Origin of the sequence: Rathayibacter sp. AY1A7 (assembly GCF_002930845.1) — a bacterium.
In the GTDB taxonomy this organism is placed as follows: Bacteria; Actinomycetota; Actinomycetes; order Actinomycetales; family Microbacteriaceae; genus Rathayibacter.
This window is the reverse complement of record NZ_PSTL01000027.1, coordinates 14,776-37,418: the sequence shown is the minus strand read 5'-3', so window position 1 is coordinate 37,418 and position 22,643 is coordinate 14,776. Positions and strand designations below refer to the sequence as shown.

The following is a 22,643-nucleotide window of genomic DNA, read 5'->3' as shown; positions in this document are numbered from 1 at the left end:
TTGACGTCGCCGTCGATGAGCTTGCCGGCGAGGTCCGTGCGGCTCGAGACCGCGACGGACGCTCCGGGAGCGAGGTTCGCGATGCCGGGCTCCGCCACCCCGCCCGACGCCGCCGATCCCCTCACCGGCGAGGACCCGGTCCGCACGCCGCCCCTGCTCCACGACCTCGACGGAGTGGACGTCGACGTCGACATCACCCCTCCGGCGCAGCCCGGCTCCCTCTCGCTCTCCGTCGCCGCCGACGCCGTCGACCTCGCCGAGTCGGGCTCCACCGCCCTCCAGCGCCGGTTCACGGGCGGGCTCCCCACGGTCACCGTCACCGACTCGCGCGTCGGCGCGCAGAACGACTGGTACGTCCTCGCCTCGGCGAGCGCCCTCACCAGCCCGAGCGCCTCGATCGGAGCCGACCACCTCGGCTGGACCCCGCGCCTGATCACCGGCACCGGCGCCGTCGCGGGCGATCCGGTCGCCTCCTCCCTCGAGGGCGGCGCGGGCCTGCGGGACGCGCTGCTGCTCGGAGCCGCCGGCGGGGCCGGCACCTGGAGCGCCGACGCCGAGCTGCGGCTGCTGGCCGAGCCGGACGTCGAGGCCGGCTCCTACCGCTCGACGATCACGCTGTCGCTGTTCTCCTAGGCGCGGACCAGCGCAACGGCCGGGGACCGCGCCCCGCGGTCACTCCTGAGCGACCGCGACCGCCACGACGAGCGCGGAGTGGACCGTCGGCTCAGAGACGGCGAAGTAGCGGCTCGAGCCCTCGATCCAGGCCTCGGTCGCGCCCTCCCTGGTGCGGAAGCGGACGGGCTCGTCGCTCGACGTCCCGCGCCCGTCGGCCTTCGCGACCGCCTGCGAGCGCAGATCGGCGAGCACCTGCTCCGCCGTCGTCGCCCCGGACGCCACGCGGTCGCGGACGCTGCGGGCACGCACCGCGTCGATCCCGATGTCGCGTCCGGTCGCCAGCGCCGCGACCACCGCGCCGTCGCAGTGCGCGATGCTGATCCGCATCCGCTCCAGCGCCGGGTGCTCGCCGCGGAGCACCGGGCGGCCGTGCGGTCCGGAGCAGCGCTCGCAGCGCGCGTCCACGGCGACCTCGAGGGGATCGATCCCGAGCGTCTCAGCAGCCAGCTCGCGCACGAGGACCCGGCCGAGGAGGAAGCCGTCCCGGACCTCGCGCCGACTCGTCGCCTCGTAGCGCAGGCGCTCGGCGAGGGTGAGCAGGCGCAGCATCCGGTGGCGGGCGGAGTCGAGGACCTCGGGCCGCGCCCAGCGCAGCTGCACGTCGTCGGTGGCGAGGAGGGGGAGTCCGGTCATGCCCCGGACGCTACGCACGCCAGGCGACATCGGCGTGACGGGAGGGTGGCCGGAGGGAGACGGGCCGCTGTTGACTGGGAGGCGTGCAGACCTTCCTCCCCTACCCCGACTTCCGCCGCAGCGTCCGCGCCCTCGACGGCAAGCGGCTCGGCAAGCAGCGCGTCGAGACGCTGCAGGTCATGCGGGCGCTGACCGTTCCGGGGTACGGCTGGCAGAACCACCCCGTCACGCGGATGTGGCGGGGCTACCGACCGGCGCTGATGACCTACCAGCGCGAGACCTGCGCGGAGTGGACGGAGCGCGGCTTCGCCGACACGTGCCTCGTGAAGACCGAGGAGGCCCTCGCCGCTGCCCCGGAGGATCTCGCCGCCTACCTGACCGGCGACTACGCGCTCCCGCCGTGGTTCGGCGACGAGCGGCTGCACCTCTCGCACCGCTCGAAGCTCGTGGCCAAGGACGAGGACCACTACGGCCCGCTGTTCCCCGGCACGCCGCCGGGGCTCGACTACCTCTGGCCCGTCGGCGCCTGAGCTCAGGCCGCGGGCGGGCGGAGGAACGGGATCGCGACGCGCGGACGGAACACCTCGCGCTGGTTCGCCTTCACCAGTCCGCAGATGATCAGCACGAAGTGCACCAGCCAGAGCACGGCGAACAGCGTGATCGGGATGCCGATCGGGTAGAAGCCCTTCGCGAGCGGGGTGTCGGAGGCGGCGAAGAGCAGCACGACGTGCGCGCCGAGCGTCACGACCCCGATCAGGATCACCGTCAGACCCCAGTTCGCCGCGTTCCGCGCGTTCTCGGCGGCGAGCCCGCCCTTCCTCCGGGCGGAGGGGTACACGGACGCCATGACGATGCCGCCCACGATCAGGCTGAGGAACGGGATCCCGATGAACGCGAGGAAGCCGAGAGCGTACGAGAGGGCGCCCGTGGGCGGTGCGGGGACGGCCTGCGGGGGCGCGACCCGAGCGGCCTCCGGGGTCGTCGCGTCGGCCGGTCGGGGGTCGGAGGAGGGGCTCGCCATGCCGACAGCCTAGGGAACACCGTCCCCCGGGTCGCGGTCAGGGTCTTTTCAGGCCTCTGGCCGGGCCTTCGTCTTCGGGGGCTCTCGGGTTAGTCTGTCGAGGTTGACCTGCCGCACGGAGCGTGCAGGGCGTCGGCCGCGGTCGTCGCAGCATCCGGGGGGATTCGCGAAGGAGAAGGTTTGGCGTCCGACAGAAGGACCACCGGTGGTGTGGTCAAGGCGATCGTGGGCTTCCTGGGCATGAGCGTCGTGGCCGGAGTCCTCGTGACCGCCACCGTCACCCCGGCTGTGGCGCTCGCCGGAGTCGCCGCGAACCAGTCGATCGGCGTCTTCGACGGCCTGCCCGACTACCTCGAGGTCGACAAGCTCTCCGAGAAGAGCAACATCTACGCGACCGGCTCCGACGGCCCGCAGCTGCTCGCCTCCTTCTACGTCGAGAACCGCGTCGAGGTGCCGCTCGACCGCATCGCCCAGGCCGCCAAGGACGCCGCCGTCTCGGGTGAGGACCCCCGCTTCTACGACCACGGCGGAGTCGACCTCCCCGGCACGCTCCGCGCCGTCGCGCAGACCTACGTGCTCGGCAACGACGTGCAGGGCGGATCCTCGATCACCCAGCAGTACGTGAAGAACGTCCTCGTCGAGAAGGCCGTCCGCAACATCTCGGACGACGCCGAGCGCGCGGCCGCGATCGACGAGGCCACTCGAACCTCCCCCGAGCGCAAGCTCCGCGAGATGAAGCTCGCCATCGGGCTCGAGAAGCAGTACACGAAGGACCAGATCCTCCAGGGCTACCTCAACATCGCGTTCTTCGGAGGCACCACCTACGGCCTCGAGACCGCCGCGAACTACTACTACGCGACCTCGGCCGCGGACCTCTCGATCGCCCAGGCCGCGAGCCTCATCGCGATCGTCAACAACCCGGCCGTCCTGCGGATCGACCAGCCCGACAACCCGGACAACGGCGCCGCGAACGGCTACGCCCGCAACAAGGACCGCCGCGACTACATCATCGGCAAGATGCTCGAGGAGGGGAAGATCTCGCAGGAGGACCACGACGCCGCCGTCGCCACTCCGATCGAGCCCCGCATCACCCAGCCCAGCACCGGCTGCTCGACCGCGGGCAACGCGGGCTTCTTCTGCGACTACGTCACCAACGTCCTGAAGAACAACGAGATCTTCGGCGCCGACGAGGACACCCGCTGGACCAACTTCCGCCGCGGCGGCCTCGACGTCTACACGACGCTCGACGTCGGCCTGCAGGACGCGGCCGTCGCCGCCGTCGACGCGCAGGTCCCGCAGACCTGGAACTTCGACGTCGGAGCCGTCTCCGTCAGCGTCGAGGTCGGATCCGGGCGCGTGCTCGCGATGACGCAGAACAAGAAGTACTCGCAGGATCCGGACGTCCTCACGACCGACCCGTCCTACAGCGCAGTGAACTACAGCACCGATCGGGCCAACGGCGGATCCTCCGGGATCCAGCCGGGCTCGACCTACAAGCTCTTCACGCTGGTGGAGTGGCTGAAGGAGGGCCACAGCATCAACGAGTCGGTCGACGGGACGCGCAAGTCCACCTGGGGCACCTTCACGGACTCCTGCGTCTCCGGCGGCACCGACACGAGCAACGAGACGAGCGCGAAGAACGACGAGGGCGGCACCGGCGAGGTCGGCACCCCGGTGTCCTTCACGAAGACCTCCCTCAACACCGGCTTCGTCGGCATGGCCCGTGAGCTCGACCTGTGCGGCATCCGCGACACCGCGGTCGACATGGGCGTGAAGCAGGGCAGCGGCGAGGAGCTCGAGCACAACCCGTCGTCGGTGCTCGGCACGAACTACGTCTCGCCCCTCTCGATGGCCGGCGCCTTCGCCACCATCGCCTCCGGCGGCACGACCTGCGACCCCGTCGCGATCGACCGCATCACCGACTCCGCCGGAGCCGACCAGCCGGTGCCCCCGGCGAACTGCCGCCAGTCGATCGACCGCAACGTCGCCGCCACCGCGGCCGTCGCGCTGCAGGCGACCTTCACCGGCGGCGGGACGGCCGTGGCCTCCCGCACCGGCGACGGCGTTCCGCTGATCGGCAAGACCGGCACCACCGACGACGCGAAGGCCACCTGGATGACCGGAGCGAGCACCCGCGTCGCGACCGCCGTCGGCGTGTTCAACGTGAAGGGCGACGCGAACCTGCGCCTCGGCCGCTACTCCTTCGACTCCGGATCCGCCGCCACCGCGCGCCACCGCATCTGGCCGGTCGTCATGCGCGCCGCCGACGCGACGTACGGCGGGACGGACTTCCCGGAGGCCGACGGCTCGCTGCAGGTCGTCCCGAAGGTGGACATCCCGGATGTCGTCGGGCTCTCCTCCGCCGACGCCGAGGCCAAGCTCGAGGCGGCCGGCTTCGGCGTCGTGCAGGGCGGCACGGAGGCGAGCGACGCCGCGGTCGGGACGGTCACCCGCGCCGCCCCGTCGGGCTCGGCCCCGCGCGGCACCGCGATCACCGTGTTCACCAGCTCCGGCAACCAGAAGACCGTGCCGAACGTGACGGGCCAGGACCTGGAGGCCGCGAAGAACGCCTTCGGCGCCGCCGGCTTCACGAAGATCACGCTCGCCTGCGCCGAGGACCCGAAGGCGCCCGACGCCGGCCAGGTCACCGGGCAGGAGCCGGCCGGCGGCTCCCCCGTCGCTCCGGACGCCACGCTGAAGGTGACGATCACCGCGAAGAAGTGCCCCTGACCGGCGCCTGACGGCTCGCGAGAACGCGTCCGGCCCGCGAGGATCCTCGGATCCCGCGGGCCGGACGCGTTCCTGTCGGACGACGGCGTCGGAGCCGGGGCTACTGCCCGCGCCCCCGGATCGCGCCGACGATCGCGACGGTCGCGAAGTAGACGATGAGGGCCAGCACGCCGAACGAGGCGAGCGCCCCGCTGGCCTCGGCCCAGGGCCGTCGCTCGTCCGTCATGGTGCCGGGCATGACGATGTCGAGGGCGAACATGCCCACCGCCAGGGCGAAGCAGACGAGGCTCAGCACGAGCAGCGCCCGGACCGCCTTGCCCACGGGGTCGTAGTAGCGCGGGTTCGACATCGTGCCTCCGGTTCTCGTGCTCTCGTGTCTATCCCGCCCGGACCGCTGTGGCAAGCCGTGGGGACGCGAAGACCCCCGCCCCTCCCCCTCCGCGGGCGCCGCTCGCGACGACGGGCGGTGCCGTCGTCACGAGCGGTGTCTCGCGGAAGGAGGAGGGACGGGGGTCGGAGCGGGACCGGCTACGCGGCCAGCGGGAGGGCGGCGGCCGAGGTCACCAGCAGCTCGCCGCCGACGGCGTCGACGCGGACCGCGCCTCCGTCGGAGACCTCGCCGCTGACGAACAGGTCGGCGATCCGGTCGTCGATGGAGCGCTGGACGAGCCGGCGCAGGGGCCGGGCGCCGTACTGCGGCTCGTAGCCGTTCTCGGCGAGCCAGTCGACGGCCGCCTCCGTCACCTCGAGCGTCACCTCGCGGGGAGCGAGGCGGGAGCGCGTGGTGTCGAGGACGATGCCGACGATCTCCCGCAGCTGCTCGCGGCCGAGGCGGCGGAACAGGACGATCTCGTCGATCCGGTTGAGGAACTCGGGGCGCATCGCCTCGCGGAGCCGGCCCATGACGCGATCCCGCAGGTCCTTCTCCGAGGCGAAGCCCTCGGCCGACGCATCGCTCTGAGCGACGAAGCCGAGCGCACCCGACCGCGAGGCCAGGAACTCCGAGCCGAGGTTCGAGGTCATGATGATCACCGTGTTGCGGAAGTCGACCGTCCGCCCCTGGCCGTCGGTCAGACGCCCGTCGTCGAGCACCTGCAGCAGCAGGTTGAACACGTCGGGGTGCGCCTTCTCGATCTCGTCGAAGAGGACCACCGAGTACGGGTTCCGGCGCACGCGCTCGGTCAGCTGACCGGCCTCGTCGTAGCCGACGTACCCGGGAGGGGCGCCGACCAGCCGCGAGACCGTGTGACGCTCGCCGAACTCGCTCATGTCGAAGCGGATGACCGACTGCTCATCGGCGAAGAGGGAGCCCGCGAGGGTGCGCGCCAGCTCCGTCTTGCCGACACCGGTCGGGCCGAGGAAGAGGAACGAGCCGACCGGGCGCGAGGAGTCGCCGAGGCCTGTGCGGCTGCGGCGGACGGCCCGGGCGACCGCGGTGACCGCGTCGTCCTGGCCGATGACCCGCTGGTGCAGCTCGGTCTCGAGGTGCGCGAGGCGCTCGCGCTCCCCCTCCGTGAGCCGCGACACCGGGATGCCGGTGGCGCGGGCGATGACGGCCGCGATCTCGGTCTCGCCGACGACCGCCTCCGCGGGGGCGCTGCCGGTGGCCGCGTCGAGCTCCGCCTGCACGGCGCTGATCTCGTCGCGGACGCGGGACGCCTCCTCGTAGTGCTCGGCCGAGACGGCCGCGTTCTTGTCGGCCTCCAGGGTCGCCAGACGCTCGAGCAGAGCTCCGGTGTCGACGCCGGCTCCGAGGCGGAGGCGGAGGCGTGCGCCGGCCTGGTCGATCAGGTCGATCGCCTTGTCGGGCAGCACGCGGTCGGTGAGGTACCGGGCCGAGAGCTCGACGGAGGCGCGCAGGGCCTCGTCCGTGAAGCGCACGCGGTGGTGCTCCTCGTAGGCGGGGCGCAGGCCGTGCAGGATGGCGACCGCGTCCTCGATGCCGGGCTCGCCGACGCGGACCGGCTGGAAGCGCCGCTCCAGTGCCGGGTCCTTCTCGATGGTGCGGTACTCCTTGAGCGTGGTGGCGCCGACGAGGTGCAGCTCGCCTCGGGCCAGACGCGGCTTGAGGATGTTGCCCGCGTCCATGCCGCCCTCGCCGCCGCCGCCCGCACCGACGACGGTGTGGACCTCGTCGATGAAGACGATCAGCTCGCCGGAGTGCGCCGCGATCTCGTCCATGGTGCCGGTGAGGCGCTCCTCGAAGTCGCCGCGGTAGCGGGTGCCGGCCAGCATGCCGGGGAGGTCGAGCGAGATCACGCGCTTGCCGCGCAGCTGCTCGGGGACCTCCTCCGCCACGATCGCGCGGGCGAGGCCCTCGACGATCGCGGTCTTGCCGACGCCGGCCTCGCCGACGAGCACCGGGTTGTTCTTGGTGCGGCGGCTGAGGATCTCGACGGTCTGCTCGATCTCGTCGGCGCGCCCGATGACCGGGTCGAGCCGGCCCTCGCGGGCGAGAGCGGTGAGGTCGGTGCCGAACTTGTCGAGCATCGGAGTGTCGGAGGCGGGCTGTCCCGCCTCCTGCTGCTGCGGGGCCTCGGTCTCGCGCATGCCCTGGGTGAGGGCCTCGGCGGTGACGCCGGCCCGGGCGAGGACCTGCCCGGCGGGGGCGTCCTGGCCGAGCACGAGCGCGAAGAAGAGGTGCTCGGGCTCGATGTAGGTCGAGCCGCTGGAGCGGGCGACCTGGTAGGCGTGGAACAGCGCGCGCTGCACGCTGGGGGTGATGGTGGCCGCGTTCTGCGAGGCGTGGGCCTCGTCGGCCTGCGGGAGGCGCGCCTCCGCGGCGGTGGCGATGGCGGCGGGGTCGACGCCGATGCGGCGCACGGCCTGCGAGACGGTCTCGTCGTCGATGAGCACGCGGAGCACGTGCAGGGCGTCGAGCTCGGTCTGGCCGCGCTCGAGGGCGAAGCGTCCTGCGGACTGCAGGATGTCGCGGGTACGGGCGGTGAGGAATCGGCTGAGGTCGATCGACCGCGCCGCGCGGGCGCGCTCACCATCGAGGTAGCGGGCGAGGAAGTCGTCGAACGAGCTCGCTCCGGCCTCGCTGTAGTTGTCGGGCACCTGTCCTCCTGAGGAAGTTGAGTCGGTTACGCTCAAGTTCAACGCAGGGGTGCCGTTCCTATTCCCGCCCCTCCCCCGCGAGATGCCGCTCCAGTCCGCGACGGGCGTACCGACCGGCGTCCCGCGGGGACGGGAAGAGGCACGGACTCCGGGGAGTCCGTGCCTCTCTGCGCCGACGCGCATTTCCTCCGGGGTGGGAGCTCTAGGGGACGAGGTAGCCCGCCGCGCGGAACAGCTCATACCACTCCGGCCGCGTGAGCGGCAGATCGGACCCGAGGGCCGCATCGCGCACGCGCTGCTCGTTCGTCGTGCCGAGCACGACCTGCATAGCCGCCGGGTGGCGGGTGATCCAGGCGGTGGCCACGGCGATCGCCGGGACCCCGTACGTCGCTGCGAGCCGGTCGATGACGGCGTTCAGCTCGGGATAGGCCGGGTTGTCGAGGAAGACGCCCGTGAAGAACCCCGCCTGGAAGGGCGACCAGGCCTGCACGGTGATGTCGTTCAGGCGGCAGTAGTCGAGGATGCCGGCGTCGCGCATGACGGACTGGTCCTCGCCGACCATGTTGGAGGCGACGCCCTGCGCGATCAGCGGCGCATGGGTGATCGAGAGCTGCAGCTGGTTCGCCACGATCGGCTGGTTCAGCGACTTCTTCAGCAGCTCGATCTGGTACGGCGTCTGGTTCGAGACGCCGAAGTGCTTCACCTTGCCGGACGCGTGCAGCTCGTCGAACGCGCGGGCCACCTCATCCGGCTCGACGAGCGCGTCGGGCCGGTGCAGGAGCAGCACGTCGACGTAGTCGGTGCGCAGCGCCTTCAGCGAGCCCTCGACCGAGGCGATCAGGTGCTCGTACGAGAAGTCGAAGTAGGGGCCGTCCGGGACGATGCCCGCCTTGGTCTGCAGGACGACCTGCTCGCGCTCCGACGGGGTGAGCGCCATCGCCTCGGCGAAGCGCTCCTCGCAGCGGTGCAGCTCGCCGCCGTACACGTCGGCGTGGTCGAAGAAGTCGATGCCGGAGTCGCGGGCGGCGCCGACGAGGCCGCGGATGGCCTCGTCGCTCATCTCGGGGATGCGCATGAGGCCGAGGACGACGTTCGGGGAGTCGACACCGGAGGTGCCGAGGGGGACGTGCTTCACAGGGAGTGCTCCTTCGTTGGATACCTCGTCCACGCTAGGCGCCCCGCCTGGGCGCCGTCCAACAGGGGGTGCTGGTGCGATTCATCCGATGGAGTGGTGAATCGGCGGAGTGGTCGGCTGGGCGGCGGTGCGCTCCGTGCTCGACGGCTTCCCCCGGGTGCTGATGCGCCTGGCCCTCTGAGGCGCGCACGACGGCCGCTCCGGCCCCGCTCCGCGAGACACCGACGTGCCGCGCGAGGCGCCGCCGACAGGACGGCGCCTCGGCGACAGGGCGGCGCCTCGCCGGGTGCGGTGACCCGGCGCCCGCCCGCCGCCCGGAGACGAGGAACGGCCCCTCACCCGCGAGGGGAGGGGCCGTTCGCCGTGGAGGCCGGGACGTGGTGTCGACGCCTAGAAGTCCCAGTCCTCGTCCTCGGTGTTCACGGCCTTGCCGATCACGTAGGAGGAGCCGGAGCCCGAGAAGAAGTCGTGGTTCTCGTCCGCGTTGGGCGAGAGGGCCGACAGGATCGCGGGGTTCACATCGGTGACCTGCTTGGGGAACATCGGCTCGTAGCCGAGGTTCATCAGCGCCTTGTTCGCGTTGTAGTGCAGGAACTTCTTGACGTCCTCGGTCAGGCCGAGCTGGTCGTAGAGGTCCTGCGTGTACTGCGCCTCGTTGTCGTAGAGCTCGTAGAGCAGCGAGAACGTGTAGTCCTTGATCTCGTCGCGCTTGGCCTGGTCGACCCGCTCGAGTCCCTTCTGGAACTTGTAGCCGATGTAGTAGCCGTGCACGGCCTCGTCGCGGATGATCAGGCGCACGAGGTCGGCCGTGTTGGTGAGCTTGGCGCGCGAGGACCAGTACATCGGCAGGTAGAAGCCCGAGTAGAAGAGGAACGACTCCAGCAGCGTGGAGGCGACCTTCCGCTTCAGCGGGTCGTCGCCGCGGTAGTAGTCCATCACGATGGACGCCTTCTTCTGCAGGTTCGGGTTCTCCATCGACCAGCGGAAGGCCTCGTCGATGTCCTGGGTGTTCGACAGGGTCGAGAACACCGAGGAGTACGACTTGGCGTGGACCGACTCCATGAACGCGATGTTCGTGTAGACGGCCTCCTCGTGAGGCGTGATCGCGTCCGGGATGAGCGAGACGGCGCCGACGGTGCCCTGCACGGTGTCGAGCAGGGTGAGCCCGGTGAACACGCGCATGGTGAGCTGCTGCTCCTGGTGCGTGAGCGTGTTCCACGACTGGATGTCGTTCGACAGCGGGACCTTCTCGGGCAGCCAGAAGTTGCTCGTGAGGCGGTTCCACACCTCGACGTCCTTGTCGTCCTGGATCCGGTTCCAGTTGATCGCCTGGACGGAGTCGACGAGCTTGAGCTTCTCGGGGGGAGTCATGATTCCTTCTCGCTGCTGCGGATGGGTCGTGCGGAGGGGGGGGTGGGGCTGCGTGCTCTAGAGCATGCACGAGACGCACTGGTCGAGCTCGGTGCCCTCGAGCGCCAGCTGACGGATGCGGATGTAGTAGATCGTCTTGATGCCCTTGCGCCAGGCGTAGATCTGGGCGCGGTTGACGTCGCGGGTGGTCGCCGTGTCCTTGAAGAAGAGCGTGAGCGAGAGGCCCTGGTCGACGTGCTGCGTGGCGGCGGCGTAGGTGTCGATGATCTTCTCGTAGCCGATCTCGTACGCGTCCTGGTAGTACTCCAGGTTGTCGTTCGTCATGAACGGCGCCGGGTAGTAGACGCGGCCGAGCTTGCCCTCCTTGCGGATCTCGATCTTCGACGCGATCGGGTGGATCGAGGACGTCGAGTTGTTGATGTACGAGATCGAGCCGGTCGGCGGGACGGCCTGCAGGTTCTGGTTGTAGATGCCGTGCTCCATGACCGAGGCCTTGAGCGCACGCCAGTCGTCCTGGGTGGGGACCGCGATGCCCGAGTCGGCGAAGAGGCGGGAGACGCGCTCGGTGGCCGGCGCCCACTCCTTCTCCGTGTAGGTGTCGAAGAACTCGCCCGAGGCGTACTTCGAGTCGGCGAAGCCCTCGAAGGTGGTGCCGCGCTCGATGGAGAGGTTGTTGGAGGCGCGCAGGGCGTGGAACAGCACCGAGTAGAAGTAGATGTTGGTGAAGTCGATGCCCTCCTCGGATCCGTAGTGGATCCGCTCGCGGGCGAGGTAGCCGTGCAGGTTCATCTGGCCGAGGCCGATGGCGTGCGACTTGTCGTTGCCGTCCTCGATCGAGCGGACCGAGGTGATGTGCGACTGGTCGGACACCGAGGTGAGGCCGCGGATCGCGGTCTCGATGGTGCGGCCGAAGTCGGGCGAGTCCATCGTCAGCGCGATGTTCAGCGAGCCGAGGTTGCAGGAGATGTCCTTGCCGATCTGCGCGTAGGAGAGGTCCTCGTTGTAGGTCGTCGGAGTGTTGACCTGGAGGATCTCGGAGCAGAGGTTGGACATGTTGATGCGGCCCTTGATCGGGTTCGCCTGGTTCACCGTGTCCTCGAACACGATGTAGGGGTAGCCCGACTCGAACTGGATCTCGGCGATGGTCTGGAAGAACTCGCGCGCCGAGATCTTGGTCTTCTTGATGCGCGGGTCGTCGACCATCTCGCGGTACTTCTCCGAGAGGGAGATGTCGCCGAAGGGGATGCCGTAGACGCGCTCGACGTCGTAGGGCGAGAAGAGGTACATGTCCTCGTTGTTCTTCGCGAGCTCGAACGTGATGTCGGGCACGACGACGCCGAGGGAGAGCGTCTTGATGCGGATCTTCTCGTCGGCGTTCTCGCGCTTGGTGTCGAGGAAGCGGAGGATGTCGGGGTGGTGCGCCGAGAGGTACACCGCTCCCGCGCCCTGGCGCGCGCCGAGCTGGTTGGCGTAGCTGAAGCTGTCCTCGAGGAGCTTCATCACGGGGATGATGCCCGAGGACTGGTTCTCGATCTGCTTGATCGGGGCGCCGGCCTCGCGGATGTTCGAGAGCGAGAGGGCGACGCCGCCGCCGCGCTTGGAGAGCTGGAGCGCGGAGTTGATGCCGCGGGCGATCGACTCCATGTTGTCCTCGATGCGCAGCAGGAAGCAGGAGACGAGCTCGCCGCGCTGTGCCTTGCCGGTGTTGAGGAAGGTCGGGGTCGCGGGCTGGAAGCGGCCGGCGACGATCTCCTCGACGAGGGCGGTCGCGAGCGTCTCGTCGCCCTGGGCGAGGCCGAGGGCGGTCATCACGACGCGGTCCTCGAAGCGCTCGAGGTAGCGCTTCCCGTCGAACGTCTTGAGCGTGTACGAGGTGTAGTACTTGAACGCGCCGAGGAAGGTCGCGAAGCGGAACTTCTTCGAGTACGCCAGGTCGTTGAGCTGCTGGATGAACTCGAACGAGTACTGGTCGAGCACGGCCTGCTCGTAGTACTCCTTCTCGACCAGGTAGTCGAGGCGCTCCTTGAGCGTGTGGAAGAACACCGTGTTCTGGTTGACGTGCTGCAGGAAGAACTCGCGAGCGGCCTCGCGGTCCTTGTCGAACTGGATCTCTCCGTTCGGGCCGTAGAGGTTCAGCATCGCGTTGAGCGAGTGGTAGTCCATCTGTGCGGCGTCGCGGGGAGCGTCGATCACTGCTGCGTCCAAAACGTGTCCAATCCTTCGTCGACGGCGCGGACGTCGTCGGGTGTTCCGAATACTTCGAATCGATAGAGGTGCGGCACCTCGCACTTGCGGGCGATGATGTCGCCGGCGAGGCAGTACGCCTCGCCGAAGTTCGTGTTGCCGGCGCCGATGACGCCGCGGATCAGGGAGCGGTTGCACGGATCGTTGAGGAACCGGATGACCTGCTTGGGGACCGCTCCTCCGCCGTTGCCGCCGCCGTAGGTGGGGAGGACGAGCACGTACGGCTCGTGGACGTGGAGCGTGTCGAGGGCGGCTCCGTCGCGGCGGGCGTGGAGCGGGATGCGCTGCGCCGGCCGTCCGAGCTTCTCGATGAACCGGTGCGTGTTCCCCGAGCTGCTGGAGAAGTACACGAGCCCGCTCATCCTTCGGCCCCTCTCCCCGTCAGCTGCTGTTCTCGGTCCCGCCTCCGAGGCGGCTGCGCGGTGAGCCGCAAGGCGGAGGAGGAAGCCGCAGCGGCGCTACGGCGCCCGCCGACGACGTCGCGGATCGCCGTCCGTGCGCCTCAGAGGGTCGCGATCTTGTCGGGGCGGAAGCCGGACCAGTGGTCGTCGTCCGTGATGACGACCGGCGCCTGGAGGTAGCCGAGGGCCTTGACGGCCTCGAGGGCCTTCTCGTCCACGGAGAGGTCGAACACCTCGTAGTCGATGCCCTTGCTGTCGAGGGCGCGGTACGTCGCGGTGCACTGGACGCAGGAGGGCTTGGTGTAGACCGTCACAGCCATGGGTGTCGCCTTTCGGAGGGGGTGTCCCGGTGCCGCTCCCCGACCGGCGGCTCGCGATGCGGGCGGGGTCGGAGGGTGGTCCGGGTGAGTTCTGGGTGCCGGTGGGGCTCTCGCTCCGACCTGCTCAGCAATACTACATATAGGGGGCGGGCCGGTGTCAGCCCACTAGACGTAGTAGTTACAGCCGTGTAGTTATCCACCGGCTCCTCCCCCGTTCATCCACAGGCCGGAGCCCGTGGAACCGCGGAAGGACGCGGATCCGGACGAACCATCCACAGGTGTGGACAGAAGGATCCCGTTCACTGTGTACAACGCGCCACGGCGTGTCGGCATGCCCGACCGGTGGGGTCCGCGCGGCGGCTCGACCACAAGATGTGGTGGTCGGATCGCATCTCGGGGCATGCCCGGACGGTACGCCCGACCACCGACACCGCGAACGGTCAGAGGAACTGCGCGGCCCACTCCCGGGCGACGGCGCGCAGGTGCGGGAACGGGTCCGCGAGGGCCGCGGACGAGGAGCCCGCCGCCTCCGTCAGCGACACCGCAGCGGTGAAGCCGGGAGTCGGCGCCGCGATCGCCCCGGCGACGAGGAGTGTCCGCGCCCCGGCCGCCTCGGCGAGCGCGAGGACGTGCACCGGGACCTTGCCCGCGGCGGACTGCGCGTCGAAGCGCCCCTCCCCCGTGATGACGACGTCCGCGCCCGTGAGGAGCGCCGGGAGCCCGATCGCCCGTCCGACGGCGCCGGCGCCGGAGGTCGGGCGCGCGCCCCAGGCGAGCAGCCCGAAGCCCGTCCCGCCCGCCGCCCCGGAGCCCGGCGCGTCGGGATCCGCGTCCAGGTGCGTGGCGAGACGGCGGAGGCCGCTCTCGAGGAGGAGGACGTCCTCGGGGCCGGCCCCCTTCTGCGGTCCGTAGACGCGGGCCGCCCCGGAGTCGCCGAGCAGCGGGGTCGCGACGTCGCTGAGCACGACCGCGCCTCCGGGCGGCAGAGGACGCAGCGCGCGGAGGTCGGCGGCGGCGAGCGCGGGCAGCGCACCGCCTCCCTCGCCGAGGTCGCGGCCGGAGGCGGTGGAGAAGCGTGCGCCGAGCTCGCGGAGCGCTCCGACTCCGCCGTCGGTCGAGGCGCTGCCGCCGATCGCCAGCAGCAGGGCGTGCGCCCCCGCGTCGAGGGCGGCGGCGATCGCGCGGCCGAAGCCGCGCGTGTGCGCGGTGAGCGGACGGAGCGGGTCGAGCAGCGTGATGCCGCTCGTGGAGGCGAGCTCGACGACGGCTGTCCCGTCGGGGAGCAGCAGCCACCAGGCGCGGACCGGCCGGTCGTCCGGGCCGGGGACGACGACCGGCCGCCGAAGCGACCCCGGGACCGCGAGTGCGACGGCCTCGACCGTGCCCTCTCCTCCGTCGGCCATCGGCGCGTGGACGATCTCGTCCCCCGGGCGCGCAGCGCTCCAGCCCTCGGCGATCGCCCGCGCGACCTCGACCGCGCTCGCCGACCCCTTGAAGGAGTCGGGCGCGACGACGACCCTCAGCCTGCCCACGCGCTCAGTGTGGCACCGCGCCGCCGCTCAGAGCGGGGTCGCGAGCCGGTAGCCGCGCTTGATCACCGTCGCCACGAGCCGCGGTTCGGGGAGGGCCTGACGGAGGCGGCTGACAGCGACGTCGACCGCGTGGTCGTCGAGAGCCTCCGGCGCGGAGGCCGCGAGGACGTGACGCGCGACGGTCGCGCCCTCGGCGGCGACGAGAGTCCGGAACAGCGCGAGCGCGACCGGGGTCAGCGCCACCCGGGTCCCGGCCAGGACGGCGTGCCGGCCTCGGAGCTCGAGAGTGCCGAAGGCCGTCTCGATGCGGGGCGACGCCTGCTCGAGGTGCTCGCAGGTCAGGCGGATGAGCGCGCCCATCCGGAACCGGTCCGGCACGACCGGGAGGATCCCTGCCTCGACCAGGGGTGCTGCGGTCACGGGGCCCACGGCGGCGGCGACCACCGTCTCGCGGAAGGCCGCCTGGAGGTCGTCGAGGCGGCCCGCGGCCTCCGCGACCGTGAAGAGCGCCTCCACCGCCGGCGCGCTGGTGAAGGTGACGGCGTCGATGCCCCCTCCGCAGACCGCGTCGATCAGCCGCAGCACCCGGGCGGAGTCCTCGTGCACGCTCCAGCGGTAGGGCGCGGCCGTGAGCACCCGGGCGCCGGCGTCGCGGAGACGCTGCAGCTGAGCCGGGTCGGTGAATCCGTGCAGCTGCACCGCGATCGTGCGGCCGGCGACGCCCTCGCGCAGGGCCAGGTCGACGAGGGAGGTGGTCGTCTCGCGCTCGCTCATCCCGTGGTCGTCGAGACCCGCCGCACGGATCGCTCCGCGCGCCTTGGGTCCGCGGACGAGGATCCGCGCGGAGGACAGCGCGTCGGCCAGCTCGATCCCCGCGGCGTCCGCGGCCTCGAGCCAGCGCCGCAGGCCGTAGGAGGTGGTGGCGAGGAGCACGTCGGGACGGGCGGCGACGATGGCGCGGGTCTCCTCCTCGAGCGCGCCCTCGGTGTCGACGCCGCGCATGCGGATGGTGGGGGCGTGCGTGACGGCGGCACCGCGGCGCTCGAACGCGGCGATCAGGTCCTCGGAGCGGCGGTCGGAGGTGACCCCGATGCGGAAGCCGTCCAGCTGGTCGGGTCGGAACCCCACGGCGGCGTCGGGATCGGTGCCAGTCATGCTCGGCCCCCTCGGGGTCTCACGCGGTCAGTGCATCGACCGCTCGGGCGATGCTCTCGGGGTCCCCCGCATCATGGCACGCGGCCTGCCGGACCACCTCGCCGATGACGATCACGGCGGGCGAGCGCGGTGCCAGCTCGGCGAGCAGGCCGAGCACTCCGCCGACCGACGAGACCGTCGTGCGCTGGTCGCGAGACCAGCCCCGCTCGACGATCGCGAGGGGCGTGTCGGCGCGCATCCCGGCGCGCTGCAGCCCGGCGACGAGGTGCGGGAGGGTGTTCACGCCCATCAGCACCACGATCGTCCCGCCCAGCCCGGCCAGATGGCCGAGCTCCTGCTCGCTGAACGGCGCATGGCCCGAGACCACGGTGAAGGCCCTGCTGACCTCGCGGTGGGTGACCGGGATCCCGGCGGCGGCGGGCACCGAGATCGCGCTGGTCACTCCGGGGACGACCGTGGAGCCGACGCCGGCGAGCCGGCACGCGCGCACCTCCTCCGACCCGCGGCCGAACACGAACGGATCGCCGCCCTTCAGGCGCACGACGTCCAGACCCGCGAGGGCCCGCTCGATCATCAGCCGCTCGATCTCGTGCTGCGGCACCGCATGATGACCCGGCGTCTTGCCGACGTCGATCAGCTCGGCGCCGGGCGCCCACTCGGCCAGGCCCTCGTGCGGACCGAGCCGGTCGTAGAGCACCACGTCCGCGTCGCGGAGGGCGCGGCGGGCGGCGAGGGTCATCAGATCCGGATCGCCGGGGCCGCCGCCGACGATGCTGACGTGCCCGACCGGCCGGGTCGGCGCGGGGGCCTCGTCGACGATCCAGGGGCAGAGCTCGGCCGCCGCTGCTCGGAGCGGCGCCGGCCCCTCCACCCACACGATCAGGGCCGGGGGCGCCGGGGTGAGCGCGTCCTCCGCCTCGTGCCGCTCGACGAGTGCGCCGGCGGCTCGGTAGCGGGCGAGCACGCGGCGGGTCCCGGAGGCGGTGCCGATCACGAGCACGCGGCGTCCGGCGAGGTCGAGGGAGAGCTGCATCACGAGTCCGATCCGATCCCGGCCGGACCGACGGGGATCCTCGGCCCCGCGACCAGCACGGGTCCGTCCGGTCTCTCGTCCCGGCCGGCGGGCCGGACCTGCCCGCGCTCGCGCACGGTCGCGACGCGCGGATCCGCAGTGTCCGGGGCGTTCACGAAGGAGCGGAAGCGGCGGAGCCGGTCGGGATCGGCGAGGGTCGCCGCCCACTCGTCGACGTAGGTGTCGACGTGCGTGGCCATGGCGGCCTCCAGCTCGGCGGCGATGCCGAGCGAGTCCTCGCAGACCACCTCGCGCACGTGCTCGAGTCCGCCGGGGAGCTCCTCCTGCCAGCGTGCGGTCCGCTGGAGCCGCTCGGCCGTCCGCACGTAGTACATGACGTAGCGGTCGATGTAGCGCACCAGGGTCTCGTCGTCGAGGTCCTGCGCGAGCAGCTGGGCGTGCGCCGGCTGGTAGCCGCCGTTGCCGCCGACGTAGAGGTTCCAGCCGAGGTCGCTCGCGATGACGCCGATGTCCTTCCCCCGCGCCTCGGCGCACTCGCGGGCGCAGCCGCTGACCCCGAGCTTGAACTTGTGCGGCGAGCGGAGACCCCGGTACCGCTCCTCGAGGAAGACCGCCATCCCGACCGCGTCCTGGACTCCGAAGCGGCACCAGGTCGATCCGACGCACGACTTGACCGTGCGCAGCGACTTGCCGTACGCCTGACCCGACTCGAAGCCGGCGTCGACGAGGAGGCGCCAGATCTCGGGCAGCTGCTCGAGGCGGGCGCCGAACATGTCGATCCGCTGCCCGCCGGTGATCTTCGTGTAGAGGCCGTACTGCTCGGCGACCTCGGCGATCACCTTGAGCTTCGCCGGCGTGATCTCGCCCCCGGGGATCCGCGGGACGACGGAGTAGGTGCCGTCCTTCTGCATGTTGGCCAGGGCGCGGTCGTTGGTGTCCTGCAGCGGCGCCTGGCCGCCGTCGAGGATGTAGGCGTTCGTCTGGGTGGCGAGGACGGAGGCGATCACCGGCTTGCAGACGTCGCAGCCCAGCCCGGAGCCGAAGCGCTCCATCACCTGCTCGGCCGAGTGCAGCCCGAGGATGCGGACCGACTCGAACAGCTCGCTGCGGCTGAGCGCCACGTGCTCGCAGAGGGCGCGGGAGACCTCGACGCCCGCACGGATCAGCTCCGTGTCGAGCAGCTTCTTCACCAGGGGCACGCACGATCCGCACTGGGTGCCCGCGCGGGTGCAGGCCTTGAGCGGCCCCAGCTCGGTGCACCCCTCGCCGATCGCGTGACGGACCTCGCCGACCGAGACGTTGTTGCACGAGCAGACCTGGGCGTCGTCCGGAAGGTCGCCCGAGGGCGCCTCCGCCCCCGCCGCCGCGAGGTAGGCGCCGGGCTCGGCCGGCAGCTCGCGCCCCAGCAGCGGGCGGAGGGAGGAGTAGGGGCCCGCGTCGCCGACGAACATCCCGCCGAGCAGCGTGCGCGCATCGTCCGAGACGACGACCTTCTGGTAGAGACCGCGGGCCGGATCGGCGTAGACGACCTCGAGCGCTCCCTCCGTGGTGCCGAGGGCGTCGCCGAAGCTGGCGACCTCCACGCCCGAGAGCTTGAGCTTGGTGGCGTCGTCGACCCCCGGGAAGGTCGCGTCGCCGCCGAGGATCCGGTCGGCGACAACCTCCGCCATCGCGTTGGCGGGTGCGACGAGCCCGACGGTGCGGCCGTCGATCGCGGCGACCTCGCCGATGGCCCAGACTCCCGCCCGGCTGGTGCGGCAGGCCTCGTCGACGACCACGCCTCCGCGCGGTGCGACCTCGATCCCGACCGCTCGGGCGAGCTCGTCGCGCGCCGTGATCCCGATGGAGAAGACCACGAGATCGGCGCTGATGCTGCTGCCGTCGGTCAGCGCGACGCCGAGCACCGTCCCCGTCGGCGAGGTGAGGATCGCGGTGGGCCGGTTGCCGAGGTGCAGCGCGATCCCCTGCGCCGAGATGATGCGGCCGAGGGCCTGCCCGGCGCCCTCGTCGAGCTGCGCGCTCATCAGCCAGCGGCCGGAGTGGACGAGGGCGGTGCGCGCACCGAGCCGGTGCGCGCCTCCCGCCGCCTCGAGGCCGAGCAGACCGCCGCCGACCACGACCACGATCGCGGGGCGTCCGCGCCGGGCGCGGAACGCGGCGAGCTCGGCGACGAGCCCGTCCACGTCCTCGAGCGTGCGGTAGACGCGGCCGTGCTCGGCGCCCTCGATCGGCGGGACCGTGGCGGAGGAGCCCGTCGCCAGGACGATCTCGTCGCCCTCGAGGGAGCGGCCGTCCGCGAGCTCGACGCGCAGGCGGTCGGGATCGATCGCGACGACACGGGAGGAGGTGATCAGCCGCGCCGACTCCCACAGAGCGCCGTCGCCCAGAGTCAGGTCGTGCTCGCCGTCGAGGCGCTTCGAGAGTGCGACGCGGTCGTAGGGACGGTGCACCTCCTCGCCGAGGACGGTGATCTCCAGCGCCTGGTCGCCGGCCCGGGCGACGAGCGCGTCGATTAGGCGGTGCGCGGCGGGTCCCGCTCCGACGACGAGCACGCGTCGGGGCCGGGCGGCGGGGTTCGCTCCAGGAGTCATGACGTCCACCGTAGGGACGGCCCGTTTCCCCGCCGTTGCCCCGGTGTTACAGCGTGTGACGCGCGCCTCTCGGCGAGCGCCGCAGGCCGTGAGGGCTTCGTTACGCCCGTGACACCGGAGGCGTGCTCGCACGAAACGCGCGATCCCTACCGTTGCCTCATCGCGTCCGACCGGATGCGGTGGCCCACCCGCAGGAAGAAGGCGCAGCGATGACCCTCCTCGATCGGCTCGCCCCCGCGACCGCCACCACCTGGGTGCCGGTCTGCGCCGTCGGCGACCTCGAGCCGCTCTGGGGCGAGGCCGCCCTGGTCGGCGGTGTGCAGCTCGCCCTGTTCCTCCTGCCCGACGGGCGGGTGCGGGCCGTCTCGAACCTCGACCCCGCGACCGGCGCGGCCGTGCTCTCGCGCGGCATCGTCGGCTCGCGTCTGGTCGACGGGGTGCAGCGGCCCACGATCGCCTCCCCCCTGCACAAGGACGTCTTCGACCTCGAGACCGGCGCCTGCTTCACACGAGCGGAGCTGCACCTCGCCACCTGGCAGGTGCGCGAGAGCGACGGCACGATCGAGGTCGCCCAGCGGACCGCTCTGGTCGCCGCGTCCCACGGGACCTCCGACGACGACGGGAGGCGTGCCGTCGCCGCGCTGGTCGAGGCGGTCCGCCGGGCCAACCCGGCGCTGGACGTGCTCGACTCCTTCGTCGACGTGCAGCAGCCCGACGTCCCCGCGACCCTGGGCTCTCTCGAGCCGGGCCGGCCGGCGGTGGTCGTGCCGCTGCTGCTCTCGGCCGGCTACCACGTGCACGTCGACCTCGCCGAGGCCGCGGCGGAGGCGGAGCGGCCGGTGCGGGTCTCGGGCGCGCTCGGACCCGATCCCCGCCTGGCGCGCGTGCTCGCCCGCCGGCTCCACGAGGCAGGGCTCGACGACGGCGACCGCGTCGTACTCGCCGCTGCCGGCTCGAGCGACGCCGGTGCCGTCGCGGACTGCTGGACCACCGGCCGCCTCCTCGCCGCCGAGCTCGGCCGCGAGGTGAGCACCTCGTTCATCTCGGCCGCCGAGCCGCGGATCGCGGAGGCGGTCGCCGCCGAGCGCGCCGCCCACCCCGGCGCGCGCGTCGTGGTCGCCACCTACCTGCTCGCGCCCGGCTACTTCGCCGGCCTGGCCGCCTCCGCGGGGGCCGACCTCGCCTCCGCTCCCCTCCTCACCGCCGTCGATCCGCCCGCCCGCGAGCTGGTCGACATCGTCTCGGAGCTGTTCGGGCGCAACGCCTGACGCCTCCTCCCCGCACCACTACCGCTCCACCTCCCCGTCCCGAGCGCGCCCTCGCGCGCGCCGCCCACCCTCCGGAGGACCACGATGACTGCTGCACCCCCGACCACCGCCCCCACGACCGCCGCCACTTCCACCGGCATCATCCGACGGCCGGGCCGCTGGATCGACGGCTGGAACCCCGAGGACCCCGCCCAGTGGGAGGCGGAGGGACGCTCCGTCGCCGCCCGCAATCTGAGGTGGTCGATCTTCGCCGAGTTCCTCGGCTTCGTCGTCTGGCAGCTCTGGTCGGTCGTGGTCGTCTCGCTGCCGGCGGCCGGATTCGCCTTCGACACCGGGCAGATCTTCTGGCTCATCTCGATGCCGAGCCTCGTCGGCGCCACCCTGCGGATCCCGTACACGTTCATGGTCCCCCGCTTCGGCGGCCGCAACTGGACGATCGTGTCGGCGGGCCTCCTGCTGATCCCGAGCGTCGGACTCGGCATCGCGGTCTCGAATCCGGAGACCCCGTTCGGCGTCATGCTCCTGGTGGCCGCGCTCGCCGGCTTCGGCGGCGGCAACTTCGCCAGCTCGATGGCGAACATCACCTTCTTCTACCCGCACGCGCAGAAGGGCTGGGCTCTGGGGCTCAACGCCGCGGGCGGCAACCTGGGCGCCTCCGTCGCGCAGCTCGTCGTGCCGATCGCGATCACCGTCGGCGCCGCGGCCACGCTGAACCTGCCGATCGCCGGCTTCCTCTGGGTCCCCCTGATCGTCGTGGCGATGATCGGCGCCGCCAAGCGCATGGACAACCTCTCGACCGCGAAGTCCGACGTCGCCGCCTCCCTCGCCGCGCTCCGCGAGCCGCACCTCTGGCTGCTGGCCGTGCTCTACATCGGCACCTTCGGGTCCTTCATCGGATTCGCCGGCGTGTTCCCGAAGCTGATCGCCGACACCTTCCCCGAGTTCTCCGGCTTCGCCGTCGGCTCGGCGACGGTCGGCCTCGCGTTCCTCGGCTCCCTGGTGGGCTCGCTGTCCCGCCCCTCCGGCGGCCGTCTGGCCGACCGCTTCGGCGGAGCGCCTGTCACGGTACTCGCCTTCGTCGCCATGGGCGCCGGGATCCTCGGCGTGATCGCGACACTGCCGCTCGGCAGCTTCTGGCTCTTCCTCGCCTGCTTCCTCGTGCTCTTCTCGGCGGCCGGCATCGGCAACGGCGCGACCTACCGCATGATCCCCACGGTGTTCGCCCTCCGCGCCCGCCAGCGCGGCGACGACGGCATCGGCGCCCAGCGCACGTCCGCCGCGGCGCTCGGCCTGATCTCGGCGATCGGCGCCTACGGCGGCTTCGTGATCCCCCAGCTGCTCGGCTTCTCCAAGACCGAGTTCGGCGACTACACCACGGCGCTGGGCTGGTTCGTCGGCGCCTACGCGGTGATGCTCGCGATCACGGCCGGCGTCTACCTCCGCCTCGCCGCGAAGACGGGGACCCGGATCTGAC

General features: G+C 71.7%; 18 protein-coding genes. 5 read left to right on the top strand and 13 right to left on the bottom strand.

Annotated features, from left to right (window positions below):
* Positions 1–81 precede the first annotated feature (81 nt).
* Positions 82–633 carry a hypothetical protein gene (locus tag C5B95_RS15605; protein ID WP_104349581.1) on the top strand — a complete coding sequence of 184 codons (552 nt, stop codon included), beginning with the start codon at positions 82–84 and terminating at the stop codon, positions 631–633.
* 39 nt (positions 634–672) lie between these two features.
* Here the strand turns inward: C5B95_RS15605 and C5B95_RS15600 are convergent, their stop codons facing one another.
* Entirely contained in the window at positions 673–1,308 is a 636-nt protein-coding gene (locus C5B95_RS15600) for a 4'-phosphopantetheinyl transferase superfamily protein (RefSeq protein WP_104309716.1), read from the bottom strand.
* A gap of 83 nt (positions 1,309–1,391) precedes the next feature.
* Here C5B95_RS15600 and C5B95_RS15595 point away from each other — a divergent pair, with 83 nt between their 5' ends.
* The gene (locus C5B95_RS15595) at positions 1,392–1,838 is read left to right on the top strand and encodes an MSMEG_6728 family protein (protein ID WP_104349580.1); all 447 of its coding nucleotides are present in this window, start codon (positions 1,392–1,394) and stop codon (positions 1,836–1,838) included.
* A 2-nt stretch (positions 1,839–1,840) separates the two neighbouring features.
* Here the strand turns inward: C5B95_RS15595 and C5B95_RS15590 are convergent, their stop codons facing one another.
* Positions 1,841–2,329: a DUF4870 domain-containing protein gene (locus tag C5B95_RS15590; RefSeq protein ID WP_104349579.1), complete on the bottom strand. Its 489-nt coding sequence runs from the start codon at positions 2,327–2,329 to the stop codon at positions 1,841–1,843.
* 180 nt (positions 2,330–2,509) lie between these two features.
* On the opposite strand from C5B95_RS15590, the gene C5B95_RS15585 reads away from it, so the two are divergent.
* A complete protein-coding gene (locus C5B95_RS15585; protein ID WP_258060041.1) occupies positions 2,510–5,059 on the top strand; it encodes a transglycosylase domain-containing protein in 2,550 nt (849 codons plus the stop codon).
* Positions 5,060–5,159: 100 nt separating this feature from the next.
* On the opposite strand, the gene C5B95_RS15580 is transcribed toward C5B95_RS15585, so the two are convergent.
* The 11 genes from C5B95_RS15580 to nirB form a co-directional block, all read right to left on the bottom strand.
* On the bottom strand, positions 5,160–5,408 hold the full coding sequence (locus C5B95_RS15580; RefSeq protein WP_104224361.1) for a hypothetical protein: 249 nt from the start codon (positions 5,406–5,408) through the stop codon (positions 5,160–5,162).
* A gap of 179 nt (positions 5,409–5,587) precedes the next feature.
* Positions 5,588–8,119 carry an ATP-dependent Clp protease ATP-binding subunit gene (locus C5B95_RS15575; RefSeq protein ID WP_104349578.1) on the bottom strand — a complete coding sequence of 844 codons (2,532 nt, stop codon included), beginning with the start codon at positions 8,117–8,119 and terminating at the stop codon, positions 5,588–5,590.
* Positions 8,120–8,321: 202 nt separating this feature from the next.
* Positions 8,322–9,254, bottom strand: coding sequence for an aldo/keto reductase family oxidoreductase (locus C5B95_RS15570; protein WP_258060040.1), 933 nt, complete (start codon positions 9,252–9,254; stop codon positions 8,322–8,324).
* A gap of 390 nt (positions 9,255–9,644) precedes the next feature.
* Positions 9,645–10,625, bottom strand: a complete 981-nt coding sequence (nrdF, locus tag C5B95_RS15565) for a class 1b ribonucleoside-diphosphate reductase subunit beta (protein ID WP_104224358.1) — start codon at positions 10,623–10,625, stop codon at positions 9,645–9,647.
* Between the two features lie 57 nt (positions 10,626–10,682).
* Complete coding sequence (gene nrdE / locus C5B95_RS15560; RefSeq protein WP_104234484.1) at positions 10,683–12,788, bottom strand: class 1b ribonucleoside-diphosphate reductase subunit alpha; 2,106 nt, start codon at positions 12,786–12,788, stop codon at positions 10,683–10,685.
* Positions 12,789–12,814: 26 nt separating this feature from the next.
* A complete protein-coding gene (gene nrdI, locus C5B95_RS15555; RefSeq protein WP_104224357.1) occupies positions 12,815–13,231 on the bottom strand; it encodes a class Ib ribonucleoside-diphosphate reductase assembly flavoprotein NrdI in 417 nt (138 codons plus the stop codon).
* Positions 13,232–13,371: 140 nt separating this feature from the next.
* The gene (gene nrdH / locus C5B95_RS15550) at positions 13,372–13,590 is read right to left on the bottom strand and encodes a glutaredoxin-like protein NrdH (protein ID WP_068255139.1); all 219 of its coding nucleotides are present in this window, start codon (positions 13,588–13,590) and stop codon (positions 13,372–13,374) included.
* 440 nt (positions 13,591–14,030) lie between these two features.
* Complete coding sequence (locus C5B95_RS15545) at positions 14,031–15,113, bottom strand: glycerate kinase (protein ID WP_219813860.1); 1,083 nt, start codon at positions 15,111–15,113, stop codon at positions 14,031–14,033.
* Between the two features lie 36 nt (positions 15,114–15,149).
* On the bottom strand, positions 15,150–16,277 hold the full coding sequence (locus C5B95_RS15540; protein WP_104238252.1) for a uroporphyrinogen-III synthase: 1,128 nt from the start codon (positions 16,275–16,277) through the stop codon (positions 15,150–15,152).
* Positions 16,278–16,296: 19 nt separating this feature from the next.
* Positions 16,297–17,310 carry a uroporphyrinogen-III C-methyltransferase gene (gene cobA, locus C5B95_RS15535; RefSeq protein WP_104227191.1) on the bottom strand — a complete coding sequence of 338 codons (1,014 nt, stop codon included), beginning with the start codon at positions 17,308–17,310 and terminating at the stop codon, positions 16,297–16,299.
* Positions 17,310–19,901 carry a nitrite reductase large subunit NirB gene (nirB, locus tag C5B95_RS15530; protein ID WP_104349576.1) on the bottom strand — a complete coding sequence of 864 codons (2,592 nt, stop codon included), beginning with the start codon at positions 19,899–19,901 and terminating at the stop codon, positions 17,310–17,312. The genes cobA and nirB overlap by 1 nt, the downstream gene beginning before the upstream one ends.
* Before the next feature lie 209 nt (positions 19,902–20,110).
* On the opposite strand from nirB, the gene nirD reads away from it, so the two are divergent.
* Together nirD and C5B95_RS15520 are read left to right on the top strand one after the other, a co-directional pair.
* Positions 20,111–21,169, top strand: a complete 1,059-nt coding sequence (gene nirD / locus C5B95_RS15525) for a nitrite reductase small subunit NirD (protein ID WP_104224353.1) — start codon at positions 20,111–20,113, stop codon at positions 21,167–21,169.
* 84 nt (positions 21,170–21,253) lie between these two features.
* Positions 21,254–22,642, top strand: coding sequence for an MFS transporter (locus C5B95_RS15520; RefSeq protein WP_104326350.1), 1,389 nt, complete (start codon positions 21,254–21,256; stop codon positions 22,640–22,642).
* The last annotated feature ends 1 nt before the right edge of the window (position 22,643 follow it).